Source organism: Rhizobium favelukesii (assembly GCF_000577275.2).
GTDB classification, from domain to species: Bacteria; Pseudomonadota; Alphaproteobacteria; order Rhizobiales; family Rhizobiaceae; genus Rhizobium; species Rhizobium favelukesii.
Map to the genome: position 1 here is coordinate 2,121,051 of NZ_HG916852.1, position 13,753 is coordinate 2,134,803.

Below are 13,753 nucleotides of genomic sequence, written 5' to 3' on the forward strand. Positions count from 1 at the left end.
CGGCTCTATATCGGGCTCAAGACGCGGGCGGTAGCAATCCAGGTAAGCTTTCGTTCACCGTTCTTCATTAAATTTCGGCTTAAGTTTTAGATCCCTGCCGTTCCTCGGAAGCGATGAGAGCATGGCGTTTGTTTCCATTCTTCGGCAATACGTGTTGCCAGTGCTGCTCTCGACAGCACTGGCAACGTGTTCGACCGATGGCCTTATTCCGCCCGGCGACGTAGACAATGGCACACGGGTGGGGTCGATCTCTCCGCCTGAGCGTCGCGCGCCTGCTGCGCGGATGCAGATGGCACCGAGTGAGCAGGCCTATCCGGCAGCAAATGCGCCGGTCAGTGATGCTGCCGGATCCGTCGACTACCTCAACACGCCCAATCTTGCCGGAACGGGAAAACGCCGCGCCCAGAGCCAATCGCAAGCGCTTCAGGCACCTGCGCAGGCCGGGCGACTGCCGATGATCGATAGCGACGAGGCAATGGCGGGCGCACAGGGCGCAGCCGGCTCTCTTCGCAACCAGCCTACGACCTGGGGCGGCACGCAGCAGCTCGCCGTGCCTGCGGGCGGCGTCAATATGGACGCTGAACTTGGAGCCGAGCCCGCCGTCGGTCTTGCCGAGGAGCAACAGCAACAGATTGCCGAGGGCCAGTCCGATCAGCCCGTTGTCGATGGCATCGGTACCGACAATCCCACCCAGCTCAACCGCGTGCGGATCCCCGCGCCGGCCGCGCAGGCGCAGATGGGCAACGCGCCTGTGTGGACCGATGGAAGGCCGGTGGTCGCGCCGGCGCGCGTGCCGGAAGAGAACGAGGAACAGCAGGTCGCCATGCTGCGACCCAACAACCCGACCGCGCCGATGATGAGTGAACCGGCCGCCCCCGCAGATCCGAGCGTGATGCCGGCCTCGGAGCTTGCCTGCCGTCGCGACTTGAAGCGCATGGGCGTCGTCTATTCCGAGAAGCCGCCGATCTCGAACGGGCCTGCCTGCCAGGTGCCGTACCCGATTTCCCTGCAGGGCCTTTCCGGCAATATCGGCGTCCGGCCAGCGGTGACACTGAATTGCCAGGTGACACTCGCCTTCGCCAAATGGGTCAAGAACGAACTCGCGCCTTCCGCCCGCTTTCGCTACTGGTCCGGCATCAAGACCATTCAGCCTCTCGGCGGATATAGCTGCCGCCGCATGAACAACAGCCGGCAGCGCTACAACCCGATGTCCGAGCATGCCCGCGGCAACGCAATCGATGTCGGCAAATTCGTCCTGAAGAGCGGTCACGCGATCGACGTGCGCAAGAAAGGGCTGTTCTCGTTCCGGGAGGGCCGGCTGTTGCAGGCCGTGCGCAGCGACAGTTGCAAGTATTTCAATACGGTGCTCGGACCCGGCAGCAATCCGGAGCACTGGAACCATTTCCACTTCGATCTCCGGGCGCGCCAGAGCGGCAAAGTCTACTGCGATTGAAAAGGAAAGGCCGGCTCGAAAGCCGGCCCAAGGCGAACGCAGCGCGGGCGGCGCCGCCCGGCCGGGTCAAGGCATGTGATGACTGGATACACTTCACTGCATGTCGAGGAAGCAAAGGGAGCGTAACGAGATCGCTCAGGCAGCTCTCCGCAAGGGGTGCGGCGGGACGGAGAGCGCTTGCTTGCCTCGCCGTCTTTATGGCTGAGAAATATCACCGGTTGATGACATCTTGCCGCTTTGGAGTTTTCCACAGGCGCGAATGGTTTTTTCTTTCAGACGCGTTTTCACGCAAGTGAATACTCTGTTCGTCTGTGCCGGGATGTCAAAACTACTCAAAGCGGATATATAGCGCCCCAGCAACTCCCGCCGCAGATGTCAGAAGAGCCCTTTATGGCCCCGATCATTTCCATCCGAAATCTCACCAAGACTTATGCCAACGGATTTCAAGCGCTCAAGGGTATCGACCTTGATGTCGAGCGCGGCGAGATTCTGGCCTTGCTCGGACCGAACGGCGCGGGCAAGACGACGATGATCTCGATTGTCTGTGGTATCGCCAATCCGAGTGGCGGCACAGTGACCGTTGACGGTCATGATGTGGTCAAGGATTTCCGGGCGACGCGCTCTTTGATCGGCCTCGTTCCCCAGGAGTTGACCACGGACCAGTTTGAGACGGTGTGGAATACGGTCAGCTTCTCGCGCGGGCTGCACGGCAAGCGATCCGATCCGGCGCATATCGAGAAGGTGCTCCGCGACCTTTCGCTGTGGGACAAAAAGGACAACATGCTGCGGCAACTGTCGGGCGGCATGAAGCGGCGCGTGCTCATCGCCAAGGCGCTGTCGCATGAGCCGGAAATCCTCTTCCTCGACGAGCCCACCGCGGGCGTCGATGTGACGCTGCGAAAGGACATGTGGCACGTCGTCGAAAAGCTGCGGCGCTCCGGAGTCACGATCATCCTGACCACGCACTACATCGAAGAGGCAGAAGAGATTGCCGATCGCGTCGGCGTCATCAACGGCGGGGAGCTCCTGCTGGTGGGAGACAAGACGGCGCTGATGGCGAAGCTTGGCCGCAAGCAGCTCATTCTCGAATTGAACGAGCCACTGCAGGAGCTGCCGGACCGTTTTGCCGGCAACGGTCTTTCGCTCGCCGCAGACGGCAGCCGGCTGATCTACGATTTCGATGCCCAGAACGAGCAGGAGAGCGTCGCAACGCTGCTGACGCGGCTCGGCGAGCACAATATTCACTTCAAGGATCTTTCGACGCAGCAGAGCTCGCTGGAAGACATCTTCGTGGCGCTCGTGGGAGGAGCGAAATGAACGTCGAAGCAATCAAATCCATCTACTTCTTCGAAATGGCGCGCACACGCCGGACGCTGTTGCAGAGCGTCGTTTCGCCTGTCATTTCGACATCGCTTTATTTCATCGTTTTCGGCGCGGCGATCGGCTCGCGGATCCAACAGGTGGAGGGCGTTTCCTACGGCGCCTTCATCACACCGGGGCTGATCATGCTGACGCTGCTTGGCCAATGCATCAGCAATGGATCCTTCGGCATCTACTTTCCGAAATTCACCGGCACGATCTACGAGGTATTGTCGGCGCCGGTGGCCATGAGCGAAATCCTGCTCGGTTATGTCGGCGCTGCGGCGACAAAGGGGCTGATGATCGGGGTGATCATCCTGTTGACGGCGAATATATTTGTGGATGTGAGGATCGAGCATCCGGTGATGATGGTCCTGTTCTTCCTGCTGACGGCGATCACCTTCAGCCTGTTCGGTTTCATGATCGGCATCTGGGCGACCAACTTCGAACAGCTGAACCTCATCCCCATGCTCGTCGTGCCACCGCTGACCTTCCTTGGTGGCAGCTTCTATTCGATCAGCATGCTGCCGCCGTTCTGGCAGGCGGTGAGCCACTTCAATCCGGTGCTCTATCTCGTCAGCGGCTTCCGCTGGAGCTTCTTCGGCATTGCCGACGTCAATCCGCTGGTGAGCCTCGGGATGATCTCGATCTTCCTGGCGATTTGCCTGGGGACGCTGGGCTGGATCTTCAAGACGGGATACAGGCTGCGAAATTAACTGCTACCTGCGCGAGGTCCAAGGGCCGTCCCTAGTCTCGCATCCGCAGCTCGTCCGTCTGGATCTGCAGAGATCCGAGGGTGGAGAGGAAGCTCATACCGAGGAGGCTCTGGTCGAGCTTTCCGTCCTGCGCGACGCTGGCCGGAACGTTATGACGGATGATCGGGCCGATCGCGACCTCGGAGAGCGTCACACGGGCTGCGCGGGCGCGACCGTTGGCCGTCATGACGCTCATCGAATAATCGAGATTCTCGGGAATGATGCCGACCCGCTCCGCGTCCTCGCGGGATAGCGCGATCATGCTTGCACCCGTGTCGACCAGCATCGAAATGCTCTGGCCGTTGATCGTGACATAGGCCTCGTAGTGACCGTTCAGGAGCTTGTGAAGGATCACCTCCTCGACGCCCTCGCTGGTGGTCACGACGACTGCGCGGCCCGGGACAAGGCCGGCGAGCAGGCGGTGGCCGATGCCAAGCGCCTCCTGCCGATATAGATAGATGGTCGCAAGAGCGAGGATCAGCACAAGCCAGATCATCAAATTGCGCAGGGTCTCACTTGCGCTCGTGCGCCGTGCCCAGACGCCGGCGGCCAGCATCAGCGCGATCGGAAGCAGATAAACGACGCGGCCGAAATCGTCGGTCCTCATGCCGAAGATCCGGTTCGTGTCATCGCTGAATATGAGTACGGCGAGACCCAGGCCAAGGACCGCAAGGACGATCGTCAGACGGTTCATGCACGCTGCTCCGCTGTGGCCTGCATCATCGGCTGTGGCGGGATTGCCAGTCGGCTTGCGGCAAGCCGCGCGGGCAATATGGCTATCAGCTGCCGGCGTTCCTCGTCGGAGAAGGACATCCAACCGCCGATCTCGGGAAGCGTACGGCCGCAACCCATGCACAGGCCGGTTTCCGGATCGATCGAGCAGACATGGATGCAGGGTGTTTGCATGCAATCTATATCGAGGTTTCACAAAGCCATGGCAAGGGCGCAGACGGTGGCGATTTCCGAAATCTGCTGGGCCGCGCCAAGCGTGTCGCCTGTATGCCCGGCGAGCTTGCGACGGACGAACCGGGTAAAGGCCATGACCGACAAACCACAGGCAAGAAGCGCGCAGACGAGGGGCAGGAGGCCAAGGCTTGGCCAGAGCAGCAGAGCCGACAAAAGGCAGCCGGAGGCAAGCGCCATATGCATCGTGCCTTCGCTCGGCTGTCCTGCGGCGGCGGCTACGCCATCGGGTTTTGCCGATGGCAGCCGATGCCAGTGCCAAACAAGCGCGCCACGGCTGATGCAGGCTATCGCCGGCAGAGCGAGCGCTGCGGCCAAGGGCGGGGCTGCGCGTGCGACTGCGGCGAGTGCGCCTGCTCGAAGCGCAAACGACAGGATCAAGGCGATTGCGCCATAGGTGCCGATGCGGCTGTCCTTCATGATCGAGAGTGCATGCTCGCGGTCGCGCCCGCCGCCGAGGCCGTCGGCGCAGTCGGCCAGACCATCTTCGTGAAGCGCGCCTGTCAATGCCGCCTGTACGGCAAGCGCGACGAAAGCCGACATCAGCCGGTCTGCATGCAGGCAGAGCATCACCAGGAAGACAAGCGCGGGCAGGAGCGCAATGACAATGCCTGCGACCGGAAAGGCGCGGGAGGCCCTGTCAAGCTTGCCGTTGAAATCGACGAAGGCAGAAGGCGGCATCGGAATGCGGCTGAGAAAGGCAACGGCGCGAGCGACGTCGGCCGCATAGTTTCCAATGTTCATCGTGCAGCTCGACCCCGCGACCATATGCAGCGCTTTTGGAGTTGTTCGCCTCCGCGGCTGCCTTTAAGAGAGTGGCGACGAAAGAAGCTGATTTGCAGCGAAAAGACAAGTTATCGACCAAGACAAGGAAACCGAATTCATGAGCGTCTCAGGCCTGCCATTCGATGATTTCCGGGCACTTCTGCGCGATCTGCCGGGGCCGGATGCCAGGGCACTCGCAGCCGCACGCGAACGCGATGCGCAGCTGACGAAGCCGCCCGGCGCGCTCGGCCGGCTCGAGGAAATTGCGTTCTGGCTTGCCGCTTGGACGGGCAAGGCACCGGCGGTGAACCGGCCGTTGGTGGCGATCTTCGCCGGCAACCACGGCGTTACTAGGCAGGGCATCACGCCGTTTCCGTCGGCCGTGACGCAGCAGATGGTCGAGAATTTCGCGGCCGGCGGCGCGGCCATCAACCAGATCTGCGTGGCCTATGATCTCGGCCTGAAGGTATTCGATCTCGCTCTCGACTACCCGACCGGCGATATCACCGAGGAGCCCGCGTTGTCGGAGCGCGATTGCGCGGCGACCATGGCATTCGGCATGGAAGCGATCGCAGGCGGCACCGATCTTCTCTGCATCGGCGAGATGGGAATCGGCAACACCACGATCGCAGCGGCGATCAACTATGCGCTTTACGGCGGCAACGCGCGCGACTGGGTCGGTCCGGGAACCGGCTCGGAAGGCGAGATGCTGGAGCGCAAGATTGCTGCTGTCGAAAAGGCGGTCGCGCTGCACAGCGATCACCTGGACGATCCGCTGGAGATCATGCGCCGCCTCGGCGGCCGCGAAATCGCGGCGATGGCTGGAGCCATCCTTGCCGCGCGAGTCGAGCGGATCCCGGTATTGATCGACGGTTATGTCGCAACGGCGGCCGCCGCCATCCTGAAGGCCGCCAATCCTTCAGCGCTCGACCACTGCCTGATCGGTCACGTCTCCGGCGAACCGGGTCATCTGCGGGCCGTCGAGATGCTCGGCAAGACGCCGCTTCTGGCGCTCGGCATGCGGCTCGGCGAGGGGACGGGAGCAGCGCTGGCGGCCGGGATCGTCAAGGCAGCGGCGGCCTGCCATTCCGGCATGGCAACGTTCTCGCAGGCCGGCGTCAGCAACAAGCACTGAGCTTTCGGGTTTGTGACAGGTTGATGACAGAGTTCTTGCCGCGGGGGTCGTGAACCGGTATTCGCAATTTCTGACTGGTGGCGGCAACGGCCGCCATTGATGGACAACGAGGGCACTTGATGAAACCTGCCGTGACAAAACTCACTGGCATCAGCCACTTCCTTGCAGCAGCCGGCTATTCGATCGGCGGTTTCCGGCGGCTGATCAAGGAGGCTGCGTTCCGGCAGGAACTGTTGTTCTTCGCGGTTTCGCTGATCCTGCTGATCGCTGTCGGTGCGGCACTCGCCGAGCTGATGATCGCCACTGTGTTGTTTCTCGCACTCTTCGCTGTCGAGGCGCTGAACACGGCGATCGAGGAAGTCATCGACAGGATTTCGCCCGAGATCTCGATGGTGGGAAAGCACGCCAAGGATCTCGGATCTTTCGCCGTCGTCTGCATGATCGTCGCATGCGGCGTGTTCCTGGTGTTCACGATCGGGAAGCATCTGCTGTTCGGATGACGGCGCCCGCAAGGTGCGCTCCTCGGCGGATGCATCGCTCGGCAAATAGTGATGCTTTTGGCCGTAGGCGGCAGCCATCAGAAACCACTAGCGCGGTAGCTTCGCCGCGGGCGTGGCCGCGAGTTTCTTGCCCAGTTCGACTGCCTTGATAGATCCGTTGGTCTGGTAGAGCAGGCTCGCAATGACGCGTTGAGACTGTCGCTGACCGACAGGCTGGATGCCCGAGACGGCATCGCGAGACGCTGTCTTGCATGCTGCGCGCAAGGCGCCGTAGAACTCAGCGAGACCGCCAAACGAGCTCTCAAGAACCTGACCGATCCGACCGGCATCGACAATGACCTGCAGGACTTAAAAGACGACCCTGATTTGAAGCGGATCATCGACTAATTTAGGACGGCTACGCAAAGCTCCGACGCTTGCGGGAAACCACCGGCGTATCCTCGACTGCCGGGACGGTCTGCAGCACGCGCTTGGCGGGCAGGATCGCTATAACTTCGGTGCCTTCGCGCAGCTTCGACTTGAGGATGAACTGGCCGTCGTGCTTGGCGAGGATCGCCTGAACAATCGGCAGACCGAGGCCGGTGCCCTGTTCTGCGCTCTTGATCGCGATCGACCCCTGGCCGAAAGCCGACAGGACTACAGGGATCTCTTCTTCCGGAATTCCGGGACCGTTGTCCTTGATGGAGATGTACTGGCCGCCGCCTGCCGTCCAGCCGACCTTCACGTGGATTTCGCCGGCTTGTGGCGTGAACTTCACGGCGTTCGAAAGCAGGTTGAGGATGACCTGGCGCAGCGCTTTCTCGTCTGCCCAGACGGCAGGCAATTCGGCCTCGAACTGCTGCGAGATGGTGATGTTCTTGCCGCGGGCGCGCAGTTGCACCATGCCGATGCAATCTTCTGATATGTTCAGCAGCGAGATTGCGTCCTCGCTGAGCTCGTATTTGCCAGCCTCGATGCGCGACAGGTCGAGGATCTCGTTGATAAGGTTCAGCAGATGCTCGCCAGAGCGGTGGATGTCGTTGGTGTATTCCTTGTAGGTGGGGTTGTTGAGCGGCCCCATCACCTCGGCAGACATGACCTCCGAGAAGCCCAGGATGGCGTTAAGCGGTGTGCGCAATTCATGTGACATGGAGGCGAGGAAGCGGGACTTTGCCAGGTTCGCTTCCTCCGCCCGACGACGGGCTTCATCCGACATAGATTTTGCGACTTCCAGCTCGGCGATCAGATCGTCCTTCTCGGCCTGATATGCGAGGATCTTCAGGTTGGACTGGAAGAGCCGGTCGCTGATGTAGTTGAAAAGGATCACCGTCGTGGTGAAGATGGCCGTCAGGCTGATCTCGAGGATTTCGCGGGAGAGCCCGGCCTTGGCAACCAGTCCGAGAACGACAGGTGCAAAGGTTATCAGGACCGACGGCGTCAGCATGAAGTTCGACATTGCCGTGACGGAGAGCGCAATGAGCAGCGTGGCACCTTTGTAGAGCAGGAAGCTAGAGGGCTCGCATGCGGTGCAGTCCTGCAGGGCGAACACCGCCCAGCAGCAGCCAACCATGAATTGCCCAAGCAAGAGAACGCGGCGCCATTTGCGCGCGGTTGTCGCGTTGATCTCCTGACCGCGGGCGCGTCGCGCGAGGAACACGTTTGCGGCATGGGCCGTCAGCGTGAGCAGCGCCCACAGAAAGATCTGCGTGTTTTCGGTGAAGTAGACGCCGAGAGCGGCAATAATGATGACGAAGAGCGGTACGATCGACGCGCCCTGGAGGACAGCATTGATGTACATCACGAGGACGTCGCGATCGAATGCGCCGCTTGCTGCGTGGCTCGACTGGAGGCGTTCCCGCGTCAGTCGAACAGCCTTCGACACAGGCTTGTTCCGGTGACTGCGTGACTTGTCGACGATGTTCTTATCGGCCGATGTGCTAACGCCTGTACTCATTGTGCACGTTGAAACTTGATCCGCGGGTGTCTACACCCTAGACCGCAATTCTTAAGATGATGTTAGGCATCTTTGCCAAGGATTTGTTTTTGAAGGAGGCGAAAGCGTGACACGCGGTTTGCGGGTGATGCGCGACGGCGTGACGGCGCTGGCTCTGCTGGCATTCCTATGGCTGATTGCAGCCAAGCTGAACGACGGGGCCGAGACGGTTTATTCCGGCCAATTTCATGCGGCGGACGGCGACAGCCTGAACCTCGGCAAGGAGCGAATGCGGCTTTACGGCATCGATGCGCCGGAGCTCAGCCAGAGGTGCGAACGGGCAGGCAGCGCATGGGCATGCGGGCAGGAGGCGAAGCGGGCACTGCAGGTTCTTATCGTGCCGGCAGATACGCAGTGCAGCGGAACGGAGCGGGACCGCTTCGATCGTCTGCTTGTCGTCTGTCGTTCCGGCGGCGTCGATCTTAACGCTGCAATGGTGCGCAGAGGCATGGCGGTATCCTATGGCGCCTATGGCGACGAGGAAGCGCGGGCGCGGGTGGAGAAAGCCGGACTCTGGGCAGGCACGTTCGAGATGCCCCGCAGCGTCCGCGACCATGCGCCGCGTGCAGATGCTCGTGGCATCATGGGGTTGCTTGGATGGTGATTGGCAAAAACGCGCCGGACGAGTGGGTGCTGGATGCTCTTCGGCAGGAGATTGCAGCCTGCCGCATCTGTCGTGACGCGCCGCTTGGCGGGGCGGTCGCTCGTTTGCCGCACGAGCCACGGCCAGTCGCCGTGATATCGTCGAAGGCGAGGATATTGATCGCGGGGCAGGCGCCTGGCCTCAGGGTTCACGAGACCGGCATTCCGTTCAACGATGCATCCGGCGATCGCCTGCGCGACTGGCTGCAGGTCGATCGGGAGACGTTTTACGACCGCGATCGCTTCGCCATCGTGCCGATGGGCTTCTGTTTCCCCGGCTATGACGCCAAGGGTAGCGACCTGCCGCCGCGCCGCGAATGCGCACCACACTGGCAGAGCAGGACGATTTCGGCGATGCCGCAGATTGAACTTCTGCTGGCGGTCGGCCGATATGCGCAGGCCTGGCACATGGGCGCCAAGCGCCGCGAAAACATGACCGAGACAGTGCGGGCCTGGCGGGCGACGCTGTCGCATCGGCGCTCACCGGCAATTTTGCCGCTGCCACATCCGAGTTGGCGCAACACGGCCTGGATCAAGCGCAATCCGTGGTTCGAGGCGGAGCTGCTGCCAATTCTGCGGGAACGCGTGAAACTCCTGACTGACTGAAACAAAATTCTTTTAAACTGCCGGAATCGCGCTATACAGAGAAAATAATTCGAAGGGGCTTTGCTGTATGGACCGTCTTGACCGCAAGATCCTGCGCCTTTTGCAGGAAGATTCGACTTTGGCCGTTGCCGATCTCGCCAAGAAGGTCGGGCTTTCCACGACACCCTGCTGGCGGCGCATCCAGAAGATGGAAGAGGATGGCGTCATCAAGCGCCGCGTCGCCATCCTTGATCCGGAAAAGGTCAACACCAAGGTCACGGTCTTCGTGTCGATCCGGACAGCAACGCACTCGATCGAGTGGCTGCGGCGTTTTTCGGAAGTCGTTGCCGATTTTCCCGAGGTGGTCGAGTTCTATCGCATGAGCGGCGACGTGGACTATTTGCTGCGCGTGGTCGTGCCAGATATTGCCGCCTATGACGCCTTCTACAAGCGGATGATCGCGAAGATCGAGATCCGCGACGTGTCTTCCACCTTCGCCATGGAGCAGATCAAGTATTCGACGCAGCTGCCGCTCGATTACATGATTCTCGACAACGCCAAATCGAACGAGGACTGAGGGGACGCCGCTGGTCGCTGCGCCTTCTGCTACTCGCTTTGCCGCAGGTTTCTCAGCCGGTCGAAAAGAACCGCGAGAACGATCGCGCCGCCGATGAAGGTGCCCTGCCAGAAGGCATTGATACCAAGCAAGCCAAGGCTGTTTCGGATGACTTCGATCAAGGCAGCGCCGACGATGGCACCGAAGGCGGTGCCGACGCCGCCGGCGAGATTGGCGCCGCCGATGACGGCTGCGGCAATCACCTGCAGTTCCATGCCCGCGCCGATGTTCGTGGTTACGGCGCCAAGCCAGCCGGTCTGGATGATGCCGGCAACACCGGCCGACAACGCCGAGATCATATAGATCGCGACCTTGATCTTCCTGACGGGCACGCCAGTCAGCGTCGCGGCGTGCTCGTTTCCACCGATGGCGAAGACGTAGCGACCAAATCGCGTCCAGCGCAGCACAAAGCCGGTCAGAAGTGCCAGAACCGCCATGTATAGCACTGGGTTGGCGATGCCGAAGAGCCATGCGCCGCCGCCGAGCGCCAGCAGCTTGTCGTGATCCGGGCCAAACTGGAAGACGACGGTGTTGTTCGAGGCCACCATCGCGAGGCTGCGGGCAATCGACAACATGCCGAGCGTGACGACGAAGGGCGGGAAATCGAGATAGGCGATCAGGATGCCATTGAACGCGCCGACCACCAGCGCTGTGCCAATCGAGGCTGCAATGCCCGTTCCGATGCCGTAGCCGGCATGCATGGTAACCGCGAGCACCATACTACAGAGGCAAAGGACCGAACCGACCGAGAGGTCGATGCCGCCCGTGATGATGACCAGCGTCATGCCGAGCGCGATGATCGCGATGAAGGTGACGTTGCGGGTGATGTTGTAAAGGTTGGCGGGCGTGGCGAAGGAGCTGGTCGCGAAGGACAGGAAGATACAGGCGAGAACGACGGCAACGAGGACCCAGAAGGTCTGGCTCGCGAATACCGATGCGAACCAGCTGCGTTGCTTCTGCGCTATCGTCTGATCGAGGGTTATTGCCATGGTCGACCTTCACTTACGTTAGGACCGGGTACGGATCACACTTGTTCGATTGCGCCCGTTATGAGCCCTGTGACTTCCTCCGGCGAACTCGCCGCGATCTGCTTGTCGGCAACCTTGCGCCCGCGCCGCATGACAATCACACGGTCAGCAACCGAGAAGACATCAGGCATGCGGTGGCTGATCAGAATGACGGCGATGCCACGATCGCGCAGTTGGCGGATGAGGGCAAGAACCTCGGCAACCTGGCGCACGGAGATGGCGGCGGTGGGCTCGTCCATGAGCACGAGCTTTGCCTCCGCCAGCATGGTGCGGGCGATCGCGACCGCCTGGCGCTGACCGCCCGACATCTGCTTGACCAGGTCTCGCGGGCGCGTCTCCGATTTCAGTTCCCTGAAGATTTCGCCGGCGCGCCTGTACATCGTCTTGTAGTCGAGAATGCGCAGGGGCCCGAAACCGCGGCGGATTTCTCGGCCTAGGAACACGTTGGCGGCAGCCGTCAGATTGTTGCAAAGCGCCAGGTCCTGGTGGACGATCTCGATGCCCCGCTGCCGGGCTTCGACCGGCTTGTGCAGAATGAGGTCTTGACCATCAAGCTGCATCGTTCCGTGGCTTGGGCGGAAATTGCCGGCAATCATTTTCACGAGCGTCGACTTGCCGGCGCCGTTGTCGCCCATCAAGCCCACGACCTCTCCCGCCTCGAGCGAAAACGAAACGTCGTTGACCGCCTGTATGGCGCCGAAATGTTTTGAGATGTTGGCGAGCTCGAGAACTGCCACCAGCCGTCTAGCCTCCCAAAGCCGCGACCCTGTTTCGAGCCGCGATTTCGCCCGCCAGTTTCGTCCCCGCGAGCGCTCTCGACATTTATCCAGAACCACGCGAAACCGTCAATCGGATGTCGCTAATTTGCGGTCCCCGCTACAATTATTCGTTTTGTAGTACAATTTCGTTGACGCGCGGAAGTGTCTGTATATTAGCTGTTGTTGGAGGAGAGCATGCTGATCCTTGTCACCGGTGCAACGGGCAAGGTCGGGCAGCACTTCATCGTTGGGCTGCTCGACGATCCGCGATTTTCAAAGGCGCGCATTCGCGCGCTTTGTCATAATCGCTTGTGCCCAGAAACCGAGCGTGTCGAGGCGGTGCGCGGCTCGATCAGCGATCGCGAGGCGGTGAGGAATGCGCTCGCTGATGTCACGCATGTCGTGCATCTCGCGACGTGCAAGGAGACGCCAGACGAGGTCATGGACGTCACCGTCAAGGGACTTTTCTGGCTTCTCGAGGGCTTCAGAACGAGCGCCACTGCGCGCCAATTCATTCTCATCGGCGGCGATGCGGGGATCGGCCACTTCTTCTATCGCCATGAAGCGCCAATCACTGAAGCGACGCCGCATCAGGCCTATCCCGGCTGCTATGCGCTGTCGAAGGTGCTGGAAGAGGTGATGCTGGTGCAGTTCCAAATCCAGTACGGCATCAATGGCTGCTGTCTGCGTGCGCCCTGGATCATGGAGAAGGACGACTTCAAGTTCACATTGTCGTTCGGCGACGACGTTTTCGGCGGGCCGGACTGGAAGGCGCTCGTGCCGCGGGCTGACGCGGAACGCTATGCACGGGAGCACGCGGTTCCGCTGTTGCGTGATGCTGACGGCAGGCCCTTGAAGCGCAATTTCGTTCACGTCGACGACCTCGTCTCCGCGATCCTTGCCGCGCTCGACAATCCGCGCGCCAAAGGGCAGCTGTTCAACATTTGCATGGACCGACCCGTCGACTACGGTGAGGTTGCGGCCCACCTTGCGCGGACGCGCGAGCTCGGCTCGGTCGACATACCGAGCCAATTCCATTCGAACTGGATGGACAACAGCAAGGCGAAGTACCTGCTTGGATGGCGGCCCGTCTACGATCCGGAAATGCTTATCGACTCGGCCTGGGGGTATGTGCGTTCGGAGGAGGATCCTCGCATCGTCTGGTATCCGGGTTGATCATGTGGCGGGCGATGGCGTCCGCCATTTTCAATGGGAGGTAACT

General features: G+C 61.1%; 16 protein-coding genes. 10 read left to right on the forward strand and 6 right to left on the reverse strand.

Going from position 1 to position 13,753, the window contains the following annotated elements; all coding sequences use genetic code 11:
* Positions 1 to 121: 121 nt before the first annotated feature.
* The 3 genes from LPU83_RS49100 (at position 122) to LPU83_RS49110 (ending at position 3,528) form a co-directional block, all read left to right on the forward strand.
* Complete coding sequence (locus tag LPU83_RS49100; protein ID WP_024312858.1) at positions 122 to 1,453, forward strand: extensin-like domain-containing protein; 1,332 nt, start codon at positions 122 to 124, stop codon at positions 1,451 to 1,453.
* A gap of 390 nt (positions 1,454 to 1,843) precedes the next feature.
* On the forward strand, positions 1,844 to 2,770 hold the full coding sequence (locus LPU83_RS49105) for an ABC transporter ATP-binding protein (protein ID WP_037069746.1): 927 nt from the start codon (positions 1,844 to 1,846) through the stop codon (positions 2,768 to 2,770).
* Positions 2,767 to 3,528, forward strand: coding sequence for an ABC transporter permease (locus LPU83_RS49110; RefSeq protein WP_024312856.1), 762 nt, complete (start codon positions 2,767 to 2,769; stop codon positions 3,526 to 3,528). Before LPU83_RS49105 ends, LPU83_RS49110 begins: the two co-directional genes overlap by 4 nt.
* A gap of 31 nt (positions 3,529 to 3,559) precedes the next feature.
* Here LPU83_RS49110 and LPU83_RS49115 read toward each other — a convergent pair whose 3' ends face one another.
* From LPU83_RS49115 to LPU83_RS49125, 3 genes are read right to left on the reverse strand one after another with little or no spacing between them, the layout of a single operon-like run.
* Entirely contained in the window at positions 3,560 to 4,261 is a 702-nt protein-coding gene (locus LPU83_RS49115) for a TIGR02281 family clan AA aspartic protease (RefSeq protein WP_024312855.1), read from the reverse strand.
* A complete protein-coding gene (locus LPU83_RS49120; protein ID WP_024312854.1) occupies positions 4,258 to 4,473 on the reverse strand; it encodes a DUF1289 domain-containing protein in 216 nt (71 codons plus the stop codon). Before LPU83_RS49120 ends, LPU83_RS49115 begins: the two co-directional genes overlap by 4 nt.
* An 18-nt stretch (positions 4,474 to 4,491) precedes the next feature.
* On the reverse strand, positions 4,492 to 5,274 hold the full coding sequence (locus LPU83_RS49125; protein WP_024312853.1) for an adenosylcobinamide-GDP ribazoletransferase: 783 nt from the start codon (positions 5,272 to 5,274) through the stop codon (positions 4,492 to 4,494).
* A 139-nt stretch (positions 5,275 to 5,413) separates the two neighbouring features.
* On the opposite strand from LPU83_RS49125, the gene cobT reads away from it, so the two are divergent.
* The 3 genes from cobT to LPU83_RS49140 all read left to right on the forward strand — a co-directional run bounded on the left by cobT (position 5,414) and on the right by LPU83_RS49140 (position 7,317).
* The gene (gene cobT / locus LPU83_RS49130) at positions 5,414 to 6,430 is read left to right on the forward strand and encodes a nicotinate-nucleotide--dimethylbenzimidazole phosphoribosyltransferase (RefSeq protein WP_024312852.1); all 1,017 of its coding nucleotides are present in this window, start codon (positions 5,414 to 5,416) and stop codon (positions 6,428 to 6,430) included.
* A gap of 119 nt (positions 6,431 to 6,549) precedes the next feature.
* Entirely contained in the window at positions 6,550 to 6,930 is a 381-nt protein-coding gene (locus tag LPU83_RS49135) for a diacylglycerol kinase (RefSeq protein WP_029709865.1), read from the forward strand.
* 189 nt (positions 6,931 to 7,119) lie between these two features.
* A complete protein-coding gene (locus tag LPU83_RS49140; RefSeq protein WP_024312850.1) occupies positions 7,120 to 7,317 on the forward strand; it encodes a hypothetical protein in 198 nt (65 codons plus the stop codon).
* Positions 7,318 to 7,327: 10 nt separating this feature from the next.
* Here LPU83_RS49140 and LPU83_RS49145 read toward each other — a convergent pair whose 3' ends face one another.
* Positions 7,328 to 8,863 carry a sensor histidine kinase gene (locus LPU83_RS49145; protein ID WP_024312849.1) on the reverse strand — a complete coding sequence of 512 codons (1,536 nt, stop codon included), beginning with the start codon at positions 8,861 to 8,863 and terminating at the stop codon, positions 7,328 to 7,330.
* A 106-nt stretch (positions 8,864 to 8,969) separates the two neighbouring features.
* On the opposite strand from LPU83_RS49145, the gene LPU83_RS49150 reads away from it, so the two are divergent.
* The 3 genes from LPU83_RS49150 (at position 8,970) to LPU83_RS49160 (ending at position 10,706) form a co-directional block, all read left to right on the forward strand.
* Positions 8,970 to 9,506 (forward strand): thermonuclease family protein, encoded by a 537-nt coding sequence (locus LPU83_RS49150; RefSeq protein WP_024312848.1) that lies wholly within the window; start codon positions 8,970 to 8,972, stop codon positions 9,504 to 9,506.
* Positions 9,500 to 10,150, forward strand: a complete 651-nt coding sequence (locus LPU83_RS49155) for a uracil-DNA glycosylase family protein (protein ID WP_024312847.1) — start codon at positions 9,500 to 9,502, stop codon at positions 10,148 to 10,150. The genes LPU83_RS49150 and LPU83_RS49155 overlap by 7 nt, the downstream gene beginning before the upstream one ends.
* A gap of 67 nt (positions 10,151 to 10,217) precedes the next feature.
* A complete protein-coding gene (locus LPU83_RS49160; protein WP_024312846.1) occupies positions 10,218 to 10,706 on the forward strand; it encodes an Lrp/AsnC family transcriptional regulator in 489 nt (162 codons plus the stop codon).
* A gap of 29 nt (positions 10,707 to 10,735) precedes the next feature.
* Here the strand turns inward: LPU83_RS49160 and LPU83_RS49165 are convergent, their stop codons facing one another.
* The gene (locus LPU83_RS49165; protein WP_024312845.1) at positions 10,736 to 11,734 is read right to left on the reverse strand and encodes an ABC transporter permease; all 999 of its coding nucleotides are present in this window, start codon (positions 11,732 to 11,734) and stop codon (positions 10,736 to 10,738) included.
* Positions 11,735 to 11,769: 35 nt separating this feature from the next.
* Positions 11,770 to 12,513: an ATP-binding cassette domain-containing protein gene (locus LPU83_RS49170; RefSeq protein ID WP_029709864.1), complete on the reverse strand. Its 744-nt coding sequence runs from the start codon at positions 12,511 to 12,513 to the stop codon at positions 11,770 to 11,772.
* Between the two features lie 213 nt (positions 12,514 to 12,726).
* Between LPU83_RS49170 and LPU83_RS49175 the strand changes: the two genes are divergently transcribed.
* Complete coding sequence (locus tag LPU83_RS49175; RefSeq protein WP_024312843.1) at positions 12,727 to 13,707, forward strand: NAD-dependent epimerase/dehydratase family protein; 981 nt, start codon at positions 12,727 to 12,729, stop codon at positions 13,705 to 13,707.
* Positions 13,708 to 13,753: the final 46 nt, after the last annotated feature.

Bases quoted from the DNA above. Each gene is read 5' to 3' on its own strand.
- LPU83_RS49105 (WP_037069746.1), top strand. From the start codon at position 1,844: ATGGCCCCGATCATTTCCATCCGAAATCTCACCAAGACTTATGCCAAC.
- LPU83_RS49155 (WP_024312847.1), top strand. From the start codon at position 9,500: ATGGTGATTGGCAAAAACGCGCCGGACGAGTGGGTGCTGGATGCTCTT.
- LPU83_RS49100 (WP_024312858.1), top strand. From the start codon at position 122: ATGGCGTTTGTTTCCATTCTTCGGCAATACGTGTTGCCAGTGCTGCTC.
- LPU83_RS49115 (WP_024312855.1), bottom strand. From the start codon at position 4,261: ATGAACCGTCTGACGATCGTCCTTGCGGTCCTTGGCCTGGGTCTCGCC.
- LPU83_RS49165 (WP_024312845.1), bottom strand. From the start codon at position 11,734: ATGGCAATAACCCTCGATCAGACGATAGCGCAGAAGCAACGCAGCTGG.
- LPU83_RS49120 (WP_024312854.1), bottom strand. From the start codon at position 4,473: ATGCAAACACCCTGCATCCATGTCTGCTCGATCGATCCGGAAACCGGC.
- LPU83_RS49135 (WP_029709865.1), top strand. From the start codon at position 6,550: ATGAAACCTGCCGTGACAAAACTCACTGGCATCAGCCACTTCCTTGCA.
- LPU83_RS49145 (WP_024312849.1), bottom strand. From the start codon at position 8,863: ATGAGTACAGGCGTTAGCACATCGGCCGATAAGAACATCGTCGACAAG.
- LPU83_RS49160 (WP_024312846.1), top strand. From the start codon at position 10,218: ATGGACCGTCTTGACCGCAAGATCCTGCGCCTTTTGCAGGAAGATTCG.
- LPU83_RS49175 (WP_024312843.1), top strand. From the start codon at position 12,727: ATGCTGATCCTTGTCACCGGTGCAACGGGCAAGGTCGGGCAGCACTTC.
- cobT (WP_024312852.1), top strand. From the start codon at position 5,414: ATGAGCGTCTCAGGCCTGCCATTCGATGATTTCCGGGCACTTCTGCGC.
- LPU83_RS49125 (WP_024312853.1), bottom strand. From the start codon at position 5,274: ATGAACATTGGAAACTATGCGGCCGACGTCGCTCGCGCCGTTGCCTTT.
- LPU83_RS49110 (WP_024312856.1), top strand. From the start codon at position 2,767: ATGAACGTCGAAGCAATCAAATCCATCTACTTCTTCGAAATGGCGCGC.